The 12300-nt window shown below is 69.9% G+C and carries 15 protein-coding genes; 5 read left to right on the top strand and 10 right to left on the bottom strand.

The window, feature by feature from the left end; all coding sequences use genetic code 11:
• Positions 1-136: 136 nt before the first annotated feature.
• Positions 137-607, bottom strand: a complete 471-nt coding sequence (moaC, locus tag ACQ66R_RS14480; protein ID WP_430423106.1) for a cyclic pyranopterin monophosphate synthase MoaC — start codon at positions 605-607, stop codon at positions 137-139.
• Positions 604-1155 (bottom strand): molybdenum cofactor biosynthesis protein B, encoded by a 552-nt coding sequence (moaB, locus tag ACQ66R_RS14475; protein WP_430423104.1) that lies wholly within the window; start codon positions 1153-1155, stop codon positions 604-606. Before moaB ends, moaC begins: the two co-directional genes overlap by 4 nt.
• 141 nt (positions 1156-1296) lie before the next feature.
• Here moaB and ACQ66R_RS14470 point away from each other — a divergent pair, with 141 nt between their 5' ends.
• Positions 1297-2295 (top strand): TauD/TfdA family dioxygenase, encoded by a 999-nt coding sequence (locus ACQ66R_RS14470; RefSeq protein ID WP_430423102.1) that lies wholly within the window; start codon positions 1297-1299, stop codon positions 2293-2295.
• Here ACQ66R_RS14470 and ACQ66R_RS14465 read toward each other — a convergent pair.
• From ACQ66R_RS14465 to moaA, 3 genes are read right to left on the bottom strand one after another with little or no spacing between them, the layout of a single operon-like run.
• Positions 2292-2735, bottom strand: a complete 444-nt coding sequence (locus ACQ66R_RS14465) for a molybdenum cofactor biosynthesis protein MoaE (RefSeq protein WP_430423100.1) — start codon at positions 2733-2735, stop codon at positions 2292-2294. The two genes, ACQ66R_RS14470 and ACQ66R_RS14465, sit on opposite strands and share 4 nt — an antisense overlap.
• Positions 2732-2971, bottom strand: a complete 240-nt coding sequence (locus tag ACQ66R_RS14460; protein ID WP_430423098.1) for a MoaD/ThiS family protein — start codon at positions 2969-2971, stop codon at positions 2732-2734. Before ACQ66R_RS14460 ends, ACQ66R_RS14465 begins: the two co-directional genes overlap by 4 nt.
• Positions 2972-2975: 4 nt before the next feature.
• Positions 2976-4016 (bottom strand): GTP 3',8-cyclase MoaA, encoded by a 1041-nt coding sequence (gene moaA, locus ACQ66R_RS14455; protein ID WP_430423096.1) that lies wholly within the window; start codon positions 4014-4016, stop codon positions 2976-2978.
• Positions 4017-4044: 28 nt separating this feature from the next.
• Between moaA and ACQ66R_RS14450 the strand changes: the two genes are divergently transcribed.
• The 3 genes from ACQ66R_RS14450 (at position 4045) to ACQ66R_RS14440 (ending at position 5815) form a co-directional block, all read left to right on the top strand.
• Complete coding sequence (locus tag ACQ66R_RS14450) at positions 4045-4644, top strand: nucleotidyltransferase family protein (RefSeq protein WP_430423094.1); 600 nt, start codon at positions 4045-4047, stop codon at positions 4642-4644.
• A 317-nt stretch (positions 4645-4961) separates the two neighbouring features.
• Positions 4962-5453, top strand: a complete 492-nt coding sequence (locus ACQ66R_RS14445) for a hypothetical protein (RefSeq protein ID WP_430423092.1) — start codon at positions 4962-4964, stop codon at positions 5451-5453.
• A gap of 155 nt (positions 5454-5608) precedes the next feature.
• Positions 5609-5815 carry a hypothetical protein gene (locus ACQ66R_RS14440; RefSeq protein WP_430423090.1) on the top strand — a complete coding sequence of 69 codons (207 nt, stop codon included), beginning with the start codon at positions 5609-5611 and terminating at the stop codon, positions 5813-5815.
• 181 nt (positions 5816-5996) lie between these two features.
• Here the strand turns inward: ACQ66R_RS14440 and ACQ66R_RS14435 are convergent, their stop codons facing one another.
• The 5 genes from ACQ66R_RS14435 to ACQ66R_RS14415 form a co-directional block, all read right to left on the bottom strand.
• Positions 5997-6641: a hypothetical protein gene (locus ACQ66R_RS14435; RefSeq protein ID WP_430423088.1), complete on the bottom strand. Its 645-nt coding sequence runs from the start codon at positions 6639-6641 to the stop codon at positions 5997-5999.
• Between the two features lie 10 nt (positions 6642-6651).
• Positions 6652-7488 carry an enoyl-CoA hydratase/isomerase family protein gene (locus ACQ66R_RS14430; RefSeq protein WP_421936712.1) on the bottom strand — a complete coding sequence of 279 codons (837 nt, stop codon included), beginning with the start codon at positions 7486-7488 and terminating at the stop codon, positions 6652-6654.
• 130 nt (positions 7489-7618) lie between these two features.
• On the bottom strand, positions 7619-8005 hold the full coding sequence (locus tag ACQ66R_RS14425) for a hypothetical protein (RefSeq protein WP_430423086.1): 387 nt from the start codon (positions 8003-8005) through the stop codon (positions 7619-7621).
• A gap of 165 nt (positions 8006-8170) precedes the next feature.
• A complete protein-coding gene (locus ACQ66R_RS14420; RefSeq protein WP_430423084.1) occupies positions 8171-8464 on the bottom strand; it encodes a DUF1330 domain-containing protein in 294 nt (97 codons plus the stop codon).
• A gap of 45 nt (positions 8465-8509) precedes the next feature.
• On the bottom strand, positions 8510-9937 hold the full coding sequence (locus tag ACQ66R_RS14415) for a carboxylesterase/lipase family protein (RefSeq protein ID WP_430423082.1): 1428 nt from the start codon (positions 9935-9937) through the stop codon (positions 8510-8512).
• A gap of 162 nt (positions 9938-10099) precedes the next feature.
• Here ACQ66R_RS14415 and ACQ66R_RS14410 point away from each other — a divergent pair, with 162 nt between their 5' ends.
• Entirely contained in the window at positions 10100-12283 is a 2184-nt protein-coding gene (locus tag ACQ66R_RS14410; RefSeq protein WP_430423080.1) for a TonB-dependent receptor domain-containing protein, read from the top strand.
• Positions 12284-12300: the final 17 nt, after the last annotated feature.

Genomic DNA, 12300 nt, shown 5'->3' with positions numbered 1-12300 from the left:
GGAAGGCCGTTCCCTCCCCTTTATGGGGAGGGTGGCGAGCGAAGCGAGACGGGTGGGGAAGCGTCGATCCTCCCCGAACTCTCAGGAAAGCCCGACTTCCCCACCCTGCTCGCCTTCGGCGAGCTGTCCCTCCCCATTAAGAGAGGGAAAAGTCCCCAGACTTACCGCCGGTCTTGCTCACCAGCCGCACGGCCTCGATGACCATGCCTTTCTCGGCCGCCTTCAGCATGTCGTAGAGCGTCAGCAGGGCGACCGAGGCCGCCGTCAGCGCCTCCATCTCCACGCCCGTCTGGCCCGTGGTCTTCACCCGCGCCGTCACGCTCAGCCCCCCGTCGCCCGGCTCGACCCGCACCTCGGCCTTCGAGATCGGCAGGGGGTGGCACATGGGGATCAGGTCGGACGTCTTCTTCGCCGCCATCACGCCGGCGATCTCGGCCACCGCGCGCACGTCGCCCTTCCGGCCCTTGCCCGAGAGCGCTAGCGCCAGGGTCTGCGGCGCCATGCGCAGGAACCCCTCGGCCACGGCCTCGCGCGTGGTGACGGCCTTGTCCGACACGTCGACCATCCGCGCGCGGCCGGTCTCGTCGATGTGGGTGAGCTTGCTCAAGACTCCATCAGCCGGGGCATGAGCTCGACCATGTTGCAGGGGCCGTGGCGGCTATCCAGCTGGGCCGAGATCACCTTGTCCCAGCCGTCCTTCACCGCGCCGTTCGAACCGGGAAGGCAAAACACGAAGCAGCCCTTCACGATGCCGGCCAGCGCGCGGCTCTGCAGCGTGGAGAGGCCGACCGACGCGTAGCTCACCATGTGGAAGACCACCGAGAAGCCGTCGATCTCCTTGTCGAACAGTGGCCGCACGGCCTCGGGCGTCACGTCGCGCCCGGTGATGCCGGTGCCGCCCGTCGAGACGATGGCTTCGACGCCGTCGCCCACCCAGGCCAGGATCTGGGCCCGGATCGCCTCGACATCGTCCTTCACGATGCCGCGCGCCACCAGGTCGTGGCCCGCGCCGGTCACCCGGCTGGCCAGCAGATCACCCGAGGTGTCGCTTTCCTCGTCGCGGGTGTCCGAGATGGTCAGCACCGCGACCTTCACGGGCTTCAGCGTCTTGGCGGTGTCGATCTTCCCACCGGGGGTGAAGACGGGTGCGTTCATGGGGCGGAACTCCTTGCAGACCCAATCTAGCGACGCTGTCGCCCGGTTCCTACTGGCGCCGGTCTCGATCCGGCTTGTCACCGCGTCGAAGTTGGATTTATATTTCCAGAAATATAGAAATGTATAGAAGGACCGCCGTTCATGGACCAGGTCTCCCGACCGCATTCCGACATCCCCGCCCCCCTCACGTCGCCGGACGCCTGGCGGGGCTGCGATCTGCAGTCGCGGACCGACTGGCAGTACGTGTTCACCCCGACTGACATCGACGAACTCCTGTCCGCGATCGCCCACACCGGCGACAAGCCGATGCACGATTGGACCCGGGACGACCTGCCGCTGCCGATGCTCGCGCCCAGGATCGCGGAATGGATGGCCGAGCTGGATCGCGGTCGCGGCTTCCTGCTCTTGCGGGGCTTCCCGGTCCAGGATCATTCGGAAGACACCTGCACGCGCGTCTACTGGGCGCTGGGGCGGCACATGGGCCGCGCGATCTCGCAGAACACCGACGGCGACCTCATCGGCCACATCCGCGACACCGGCGCCGACCCGGCGGCCTATGGCGTTCGGCTCTACAAGACCCGCGCCGAACAGGACTTCCACACCGACGGCGCCGACGTGATCGGGCTCTTCTGCCTACAGGCCGCCAAGTCCGGCGGCGTCAGCCGGATCGTCAGCTCGCCCGCCATCTACAACCGGCTGCTGGCCGAACGCCCTGACCTCGCGCCCGTGCTCTTCGGCCCGTTTCCCTTCGACACCCAGGGCCAGCACAAGCCCGGCGCCCGCCCGTGGTTCGACCTGCCGCTATGCCGCTACGCCGACGATCGCCTGCGCACCTTCTTCATCCCCTGGTACATTCGCGAGAGCCAGCAACACGCCGAGGCGCCCCGGCTGACCCGCGCCCAGGAAGAGGCGGTGGCGTTCATCGAGCGCACGGCCAACGACCCCAGCCTCTACCTCGACATGGATTTCCAGCCCGGCGACATGCAGTTCCTGAAGAACGCCGCCGTGCTGCACAAACGCACCGAGTACGAGGATTGGGACGACCCGGCGCAGAAGCGCCACCTGCTGCGCCTCTGGCTGGTCGATCCCAACTTCAGCGCCGGCGACGAGCGTCTGCGCAAGGGTGTCTCAGCAGACTAGCCCCACCGCTCGCGGTCAGCGTGGTCCTGGGCGGTGGGTTCGATCCAGCGTTCGCCCTCGGGGCCGTGTTCCTTCTTCCAGAAGGGGGCGCGGGACTTGAGGTAGTCCATCAGGAAGTCACAGGCCTCGAAGGCGGCGCGGCGATGGCCGGCGGCGGTCGCCACGAAGACAATGGGTTCGCCCGGGCCGATCCTGCCCACGCGGTGCAGGATCGCCACGTCGTGCAGCGCCCAGCGGGCCCGCGCCTCGTCGGCGATCTTGCCGATCGCGGCCTCGGTGAAGCCCGGATAGGCCTCCAGCTCCAGCACGGTCGTCGCGCCCTGTTCGGCTCGGGCGAGGCCGGTGAAGGTGGCCACGGCGCCGGTCTCGCTGCGCCCACGCGTGAATTCCGTGAGCAGCGCGCCCGGATCGAAGGGCGCCTCGGTGAGCGAGATGGTCATCCGCCGCTCATCGGCGGCAGGAAGGCGACTTCGCTGCCGGCGGTCAGCGCCGCGTCGCCGCGCACCACCGCCTGGTCGATCGCCACCTGTACGCCGGGTCCGCCGATCGCCTCACCCAGGTCGGCGTCCTCGGCCGCCAGCGCGAGGCGCAGCGCCGAGAGCGAGTCCGCCTCGATCTGCCGCTCCCGCCAGCCGGCGAGGTCGCGCAAGGGGCCGAACAGCAGCACGCGGGCCACGGGGTCAGCCGCCCGTCGTGGACATGTGCCGCGCGACGGCCGGCTGCCGACGCGCGATCTCGAAGTCGTGGCCCTTGGGCTTGGCGTCGACGCCGCCCCGGATGGCGGCCATCAGCTCGGCGTCAGTGGCGCCGGCCCGCAGCACGGCCCGCAGGTCGGTGGCGTCCTCCTGCCCCAGGCAGGTGTGCAGCGTGCCGGTGCAGGTCAGCCGCACGCGATTGCAGCTTTCACAGAAGTTGTGGCTGAGCGGCGTGATCAGGCCGAGGCGCCCGCCCGTCTCGGCGATCCGCACATAGCGGGCCGGGCCGCCGGTGCGGTGCGCGATCTCGTCCAGCGTCCAGAAGCTCTCCAGCTCGCGCCGAACCTCGCCCAGCGACAGGTACTGGTCGGTCCGGTCGGCCTCGATCTCGCCCATGGGCATGGTCTCGATCAGCGTCAGGTCATGGCCCTCGCCATGCGCCCAGCGGATCAGGTCGGGGATCTCTGCGGCGTTGTCCTGCTTCAGGGCCACGGTGTTGATCTTGACCGCCAGCCCCGCCGTCTTGGCCGCCGCGACGCCCTCCAGCACCTTCGCCACCTGCCCGCCGCGGGTCAGGGTGCGGAACAGCTCGGGCTTCAGCGTATCCAGCGAGACGTTGACCCGCCGGATGCCCGCCGCCGCCAGCTGCGGCGCGAACTCGGCCAGCCGGGTGCCGTTGGTGGTGAGCGTCAGCTCGTCCAGGGCCCCGCTGCGCAGGTGGCGCGACAGGCTGGCGATCAGGTCCATCATGCCCTTGCGCACCAGCGGCTCGCCGCCGGTCAGCCGGATCTTGCGGGTCCCCAGGCCGATGAAGGCCGTGGCGATGCGGTCCAGCTCCTCCAGGCTCAGCACCTGCGCCTTCGGCAGGAAGGTCATGTGCTCGGCCATGCAATAGACGCAGCGCAGGTCGCAGCGGTCGGTGACGGACAGGCGCAGATAGGTCACCGTCCGGCCAAAGCCGTCGACCAGCGGCGTGGTCGATGCGCTACCCTTGGCCGGGGGCGCCATGTCGTCGTAGGGCGTCATTGGCGTGCAAGATAAGGGGGAACCGCGCGTGACGACAGTGCCGGCCGCTGGTGAAAGCTTCGCCGCCCTGATCCTGGCCGCCGGCCAGGCCCGCCGGTTCGGCGGCGGCAAGCTCACCACGCCCTTCGAGGGCCGGCCTATCCTGCATCATGCGATGGCGGCGGCCCAGGCCGCGCCGGTGTCGTCGATCACGCTGGTGACCGGCGCCGACGCCGAGGCGGTCGCCGCCTGCGCGCGGGCCTTCGACACCACCATTCGCGTCGTCCATGCGGCCGGACACGCCGAGGGCATGGCCGCGTCGCTGCGCGCCGGCGTGGCGTCGCTGCCGCCCAAGACGCGGGGCGTCTTCGTGTTTCTGGGCGACATGCCGCGCATTCCCACGGGCGTGCTCGAGCCGCTGGCCAAGGCCGTGGCGACGGGGGCGTCGGCGGCCGTCCCGGTGTTCGACGGACGGCGTGGTCATCCGGTGGTGCTGTCGCGGTCGCTGTTTCCGGCGGTGACGGAGCTGACGGGCGATACGGGCGCGCGCCCGCTGCTGCAGGCCCTGGGCGCACGGGTGGCGCAGGTTCCCACCCCCGATGCCGGGGTGTTGTTCGACGTGGATGTTCCCGGCGACCTGTCGCGGTGAGGCGACGCTAGACCGTAAGGTCCACCCGTTTTCCGCCTGCAGAGGGCGTGATCCTCACCTGATCAGCGAGGTTCATCGACCTCGCCACCGCGGCAAGGGTCTGCGCCGCCTGCACCGACGTGGGCAGGCTCAGGGCCGTCCAAAGCCCCTGACCGGAATTTCGCAGCTGGACGCTGACCATAGCGTTGCCTCGGAATTCATGGGTGCGACCATATGGCGCAACCTCTTAACCCGCGGTTAACCGACCGACGTTCGTCGGACGCGCTATTCGGGATCGGCGCGCTTGCAGCGTGCGGTGTCGCGGGCGATGCTTGGTCATGGCCTTTCAGTTTCGTGGCGTTTCCATCCTTGCCGGCTTGGCGCTTGCGACCTTCGCAGCCTCCGCCTCGGCGCGCGACTATGTGGTGGTCAGCTCCACCGACCCGTCCGTGGCGCGTGGCCAGGCCTTCGATGCGGGCGCGCGGATCCCGCTTGCGGCCGGCAGCTCGGTCGTCCTCATGCACGCGACCGGCGACCTTCTTCGGCTTAAGGGCGCAGCAGGCGGCGTGGTGCTGCCGCGGCGCGCCGCCAGCCAGGGCGACGCCGACCGACTGGCGATCCTGAAGGTCATCGTGGCCCCGCCCGGCCGTCAGGCGACCGGCGGCATGGCGCTGCGCAAGACCCGTTCGGGCGTATGCCCCGCGCCGGATCAGCTGAAGACCCTGGACGTCATCGTCGAGGTCTACCGGGCCGGCTGCCCCACCTCGGCGAGCGAAGCGCTGGAGGCCTGGTTCACGGCCCATCCGCCGACGGACGCCGACCCCGCCTGATCGGTCGCGGGGCCGATCAGCGGCCGGCCGCAGCACTGTCGGCTCGCCGACAACGCGAAAACGTTACCCATGGCCAAGCCGAACCCATTGGCCGTTCAGCGCTTCTGGCTGGGCGGTCCGGTGGGCCGCGTTCTCACAACCGGAAGGAACATCCCATGGGCAACGAAAACAACATGAACCCGAACGACCCCACCCGCCGTCCGCAGCAGCAGGACAACTCGGCCACGCAGCAGCAGCCCGACCAGCAGCAGCAGCAGCGTGACCGCCAGAACCCGCAGGGCGGCCAGGACGGCGCAAGGTCGGACGAAGCCGGCCAGGAGGGCCGCCAGGGCCAACAGGGTCAAGGCGATCAGAACCGCTAGTCGTTCGACGCCGCACGCCGCCCCTCAGCGGGGCGGCGTCGCGGGCCCGAAACGAAGGCGGCCCCCGCAGCCATCTAAGGCGCCAGGGCCGCACACCCGTCGCTCCCAGGTCCCAAGGGGCAGGGACCAGAAGCGCGATCGTTCGCTCATGTAGGGGACCGTTCGCCCCGTTCAAGACCGGCTAGCGCAGCGCGGCCAGCGCCAGCGACGCGGCCGCCTCCTCCAGCTTGGCCCGCTCGGCGGCATAGGCCGCATCCGCCGCTTGGTAGCGCGCCGTCAGCGCCTCGATATTGCTCGTCATCAGGGTCTCCTCGGCCGCCAGCGCCACGCACCCGGCATAGGCCGCCAGCACCTCATCGGCATTACAGGCTTCGATCGCCGCCTGGACCGCCGCGGCCTGGGTCTCGCCCTCGGCCTTCCACTTCGCCTGTCCGTCCAGCAGGGACTTGCGCGCCGCATCCGCCTCGCGCCGCGCGGCGCTGACCCTGGCCGTGAGACCCGTACGTTGCCCCTCGCCGGCCGATTCGGCGCCGCGGGCCGCCGCCAGCGCCCGGGCCGCCGCGGCGCGGATCTTCGCTTCCTGCTCGCCGACCGTGGTCAACGCAGGCGCCACCGCTTCGTTGAAGGCCTTCGCCGCCGCCAAAGCCGTGTCGACGGGCTCGGCGCCTTCGGGCGGCGGCGCATCAGCGGGCGCCGCCGGGGCGACCGCCACGGCGGGCGCGGCGGCCTTGGTCGAAGCATCCGGCATCGAGGCGACGTCGGCGCGCTTGCCCTCGCAGGCGGCGGCCAGCAAGGCCAACCCGATCACCGCGCCCCTGACATCCACGGCCAACTCCCTACTTGCTGGAGAATTGCGGCGTCCGCTTCTCCATGAACGCCTTCATACCCTCCAGCGCGTCTTCCGTCCTCAACAGCGGCAACAGCTGCAGGAAGACGTGATGCACGTGCTCGTCGAAGCCCTCGGACAGGCCCATCCGCATCATCCGCTTCGAGGCCTGGACGGCCAGCGGCGCATTGGCGGCGATCTCCAGCGCCAGGGCCCGGGCGGTGGCGGCCACCTCGGCCTCGGGCACCGCCTTGGACGCCAGGCCCAGCTCGACGCACTCGGCGGCCGTCAGGGTCCGGCCGGTGAAGATGATCTCGGAGGCCTTCGACCAGCCCAGCAGGCGCGGCAGCAGCCAGGTGCCGCCGCTCTCGGGCACGATGCCGCGCTTGACGAAGGCCGCGGCCATCTTGGCGCCGTTGGCCATGATCCGGATGTCGCAGCCCAGCGCCGTATCCATGCCGTAGCCGGCGGCCGAGCCGTTCAGGGCGCAGATGGTGGGCGTGTCCAGGTTGAACAGCACGGTCGGCGGCGTGAACCGCAGGTCCAGGTTGGTCGAGGTCGACGCGCCTTCCAGGCCTGTGCTGCCCTTGGTGGCCCCGCCCAGGTTCAGGCCGGCGCAGAACGCCCGGCCCGTGCCCGTCAGGATGATGCAGCGGACGTCTCGGTCGCGGTCGGCCTTCAGCAGCAGCTCGGTCAGCTGGTTCAGCATCGGCCCCGAGATGGTGTTCATCCGCTCAGGCCGGTTCAGGGTGAGCGTCGCGATGTGTTCGCTTACCTCGTACAACACCTCGGGTCCGGCGGTTTCAGCTGCGGCTTGCGGGGCGTTTGCGGGGGCGCTGTCGGCCATGGGATGTCCTCCTGATCCTTTGCCCCAAGGGTAAGCGCTTGCCCCTAGGCGAGGGCAATCGGTTTTCGCTTACGCCGTCAGCAGGCGATGTGGATCCGTGAAGGAGACGGCGCGGCCTTGGCGTCGTGTGTCAGCCCCAGGCGACCTTCACCCGGCGCACGCGGACCGAGGCGGCGATGGCGTCGGCGCGGGCCTGATCGTCGCCCACTTCGGCGGCCCAGGCCTGGACCTCGGACGGCCAGCGGGTCTCGGTAATCATCACCCGGCTGCGCGGCATCTGCCGGTCGGCGGCGTTGCCGGCGTAGATCCCGGCCATCACCTTGCCGTCGCAGGCCACGTAGAAGATCGCGAACGACGCCCGGACCTGGCCATCCTCGAGCTTGCAGCCCTCAGGCAGATCCACCGTGAACGCAGCCCGCGCCCGGCCCAGATCGAACACCGGCGGCGCGGCCCCAGCCGTGCTCGCCACTGCGCCGATCGCCAGCGCGAGACCAAAGGCCTTCGCCTTCCAAGCCATCGCAGTTCCTCCCAGAGCTCCGCCTTATGGTTTGGGCCTTTGCGGCCTCGGCGGTTGCTGTGTTGAGGGTATGGAACACCGGCTTTCGTAAACGGTCCACCCACCACATGGCCGCGCCGGGCAAAAAACGCTCCGGCGGGGGGCGGTGCGGTCTTTCCGGGCGCCTCAGCCTTCGTAGCCGTCGACGATGTAGACGCGGCTGGTCGAGGTCGCCTCTCGGATCGGCAGGATGGCCAGGTACTCGGGCGAGGTGCGCCAGGCCATCGCCGCCTCGCGGCTCTCGAAGCGCAGAACCACCAGCCGCTCGGGCGGCTCGGGCCCGTCAACCCGCTCGGGCGCCCCGCCCCGCACGACGTAGGCGCCCCCGTACTGGGCGAGGATCGCCGGCACCTGGCTGGAATAGGTCAGGAACCGCTCGGGCTCGGTGACCACGATTTCGTTGATGACATAGGCGACCATGCGCCGAGGCTAGGAGCAGCCGACACCGTCGCGCAACCGCGAGCTCTACTTCGGGGCGCCCGCAGCCTGCGCGTCGAGCTGCGATTTTCGGAAGCCCTCACGCACGCCACTGGGCGAGCCGAACTCCATCAGGCGGTCGCTCTGCGGCGTGTAGGCCGGCCAGTCCGCGCAGGGCGCCTGAGTCTTCGCGAAGGCGACCCAGCAGCCGTGCATGCGGGTCGCCATGGCGCGGTCCTCGTCGCTGACGACGCTCATCGGCGTCCGGCGGCCCCAGTACTCGAACACGTACTGGATCTCGGCGGCGTGGGCCGCCCGGGTCATCCCCGGCCGGAAGCGGTTTCCGATGTAGCTGAAGTGGTAGAGGTACGAAGGTTTCCCGCCCGCCGCCTTCGCCGCGATCCAGCGGGCCGGGGCGCCGAACACCTTGTCGGTGAAGCGGTCGCGGTCGTCGTTGGTGCGCAACTGTTCGGCGGGCCCGACCAGGCCCCCAAAGGCCACGGTGTCCTCGCCCGAGTTCCAGCCGATCATCAGCGGGACGTCGATCGCCCGGCCCCGGGCGAACGCCTGCCCGGCTGTCAGGGTCGTCAACCGCCCGTCCTGGAACGGCCCGTAGTCGCTGGCCAGCGGCACGAGCTTTTCGAAGGGGATCTCGCGCAGCTGGGCCGCTGTGGCGTCGGCGGGCGCGCCGGCCTTGGCCAGCGCCTCGGCCCCCGCCGCCTCGGCCTGCGCCAGCGACCGCCCGTCGGACCACCCGCCCCCCGATTGCACGATCGCGCCCTTGAACAGACCGCGCGCGCTGGGCGTCGCCAGCAGCGCCAGCACGCTGGCCCCGCCGGCGCTCTCGCCGAAGACCGTGACGTTGGCGGGGTCGCCCCCGAACGCGGCGATGTTGCGCTGGACCCATTTCAGCGCCGCGATCTGGTCCATCAGCCCGAAGTTCCCGGTGGGCTGGCCGCCCGCCGCCTTCGTCAGCGCCGGATGGGCCAGATAGCCCAGCGCCCCCAGCCGGTAGTTGATCGAGACCAGCACCACGCCGTCGCGGGCGAAGTTCTGGCCGTCGTAGACCCAGCCCGCGCCCACCCGGTGGCCGCCGCCGTGGATCCACACCATCACCGGCGCCTTCTTCACGGTCTTCGGTGCGAAGACGTAGAGCTGCAGGCAGTCCTCCGACACCGGCCCGTTGGCGCCGCCGAAGGCGTTGGGCGTGCCGTCGGCGTTCATCGGCTGCGGGCAGGACGGGCCGTTCTTCGTGGCGTCACGCTCGCCCGTCCACGTCGCCACCCGCTGCGGCGGCGCCCAGCGCAGCGGCCCGACCGGCGGGGCGGCGTAGGGCACATTGCGGAACACCCGGGCGCGCTCGGTGATCTCGCCCACGATCACGCCGCCCTCGACCTTCGCCGTCGTGGGGGTCTGCGCCATGGCCGCGCCTGCGGTCAGGAGCCAGGCCGCCGCCATCGCCATCACACGCCGCATCGTTCGCCTCCCGTCTTGCGGGGCGGATTAGCCGAGGTTTTCGCCTCGCCCGCAACCGCAGGCCTCGGCGCGGAAGTTCCTTCGTCACAAAGTTGCCGCTACTGCACCCTTGAACTTCAGCTTGTGAGCGTGCTGCGGGGGCGGCGCGTCGGGGGACAGACATTGTTTCAGCGTTCGTTCTGGCTCGCGACCGCGGCCTTCGCGATCACGGGGTCCGCCGCGTTCGCCCAGACGCCGGCCCCGGCCCCCGCACGCCCCGCGACGTCCGCCGCACCCGGCCCGGCCGTCGGCGAGGTCGTCGTCGAGGGCACGGCGCCGCCCGTGCGCACCTCGATCGACCGTCAGAGCTACACCGTCGCCAACGATCTCCAGGCCACCACCGGCTCGATCAGCGACGCCCTGCGCAACGTCCCCTCGGTCGAGGTGGATGTGAACGGCAACGTCAGCCTGCGCGGCGATTCCAACGTCACCATCCTGATCGACGGGAAGCCCAGCGGCCGCTTCAAGGGCGAGAACAAGGGCCAGGCGCTGCAAAGCCTGCCGGCCACCCAGATCGAGCGCGTGGAGGTGATCACCAACCCCTCGGCCGCCTTCAATCCCGAGGGCAGCGCGGGCATCATCAACCTGATCACCAAGAAGACGTCGAAGCCCGGCTTCGGCGGCAGCGTGCGCGCGAACGTAGGCTCGGCAGGCCGCCAGAACGGGAGCCTCAGCGTCTCGCGCAAGGACGGTGACCTGACGCTGAGCGGCGACGTCTACCTGCGCCACGACTCCCTCAAGCAGGCGTTCAGGAGCGACCGCGAGTTCCAGGACCCGCTCGGCCCCGGTTTCATCAGCCAGGCGCTCCGTTCGGCCAACAGCGGCGCGTTTGACGTCATGGGCCTGCGCGGGGGCGTCGACTACGACCCGGACGCCAAGACGAGGATCAGCCTGGAGCTGGACTACAACGGCGTGACCTTTGACAGCGTGCAGATCGAGTCACTGCGCCAGACCATGGCGGCCGGCGCGACCCGGACGGCCTACGACAACGCGACCGCGCTGCGCCAGGACCGCGACAGCCTCGAGGCCCAGCTCAGCTATCGCTACAAATGGGCCGACGACCACGAGTTCACGGCCAGCCTGTCGCGCGAGCTGAACGACGAGGACCGCACGCGGCCGATCCTGCGCAGCTTCCTGTTCCCGGCCAGCGGCCCGGTGTTCGAGCTCAGCGACAACCGCAACCACTTCTGGGCCACGCGGCTGAAGGTCGACTATTCGCAGCCCCTGCCCGACGAGGCCAAGCTGAAGCTGGGCTATGCCTGGGACGCCGACGACAACGACTACGAGGTTATCTTCATCCGGGGACCGGGCGCGGGTCCCTACGCCATCGACCCCGTGCGCTCCAATCTTTTCCAGTTCGACCAGCAGGTGCACGCCGCCTACGTCACCTACGAGCGGCCGCTGGGCGAGCTGACGGCGCTGGCGGGGCTGCGGGCCGAGGCGACCCAGATCGATCTCGATCAGGTGACCCAGGGCCTGAAGGCCTCGAACGACTACGTCCGGCTCTATCCGAGCCTGCACCTCACCTACAAACTGAGCGACATCCAGCAGCTCAAGGCCAGCTATTCGCGGCGTGTGCAGCGGCCGCAGGCGCAGGACTACAACCCGTTCCGCGTCTATGTGAATCCGACGAACCGGTTCCAGGGGAACTCGAACCTCAAGCCTCAGGTCACCGACTCGTTCGAGGCCGGCTACCAGTACCGCAAGCAGGGCGTGATCCTGCTCGCCACGGGCTACTATCGCCGGACCCGCGACTCGGTGAACGACGTCTTCCGCGACCTGGGCGGTGGCGTGATCCTGCAGAGCAAAGAGAACATTGGCCGCTCGCAGAGCGCCGGCGTGGAGCTGGTGGCCAACGGGCGGCTGCCGGGGAAGGTCACCTACAACATCAGCGGCAACGCGGTCTGGAACGAGATCGACGCCCGCGATCTCGGTTTCGGCTCGGGCGTTCGCTCGGCCTACACCGCCTTCGGCCGCGCCTCGCTGGGCTGGCAGGTGTCGGACAAGGACTTCCTGCAGGTGCAGGGGTTCGTGAACGGCAAGCAGCTGCTGTCGCAGGGCTACCGCAAGCCGCAGGTCGGGGTAAACCTCGGGTACCGCCACAAGTTCAACGACCAGGTGTCGGGCGTGGTCACGGTGCAGGACGTGCTGTCCACGGCGGGATTCACGTCGGTGGTAGATACGCCGCTCTACCGCGAGCGGAACCGCGCGGAGGCCAAGAACCGCGCCGTCCTGTTGGGTGTCACCTACACCTTCGGCGGCCGACAGCGCGACCCGGGCTTCGACTTCGGCGGGCCCGGCGGCTGACCATCTAGACTCCTCGC

The organism is Phenylobacterium sp. (assembly GCF_965284355.1).
Lineage (GTDB): Bacteria > Pseudomonadota > Alphaproteobacteria > Caulobacterales > Caulobacteraceae > Phenylobacterium.
Note: the sequence above shows the minus strand (reverse complement) of the source record. Positions and strands in the feature narration are given on the sequence as shown.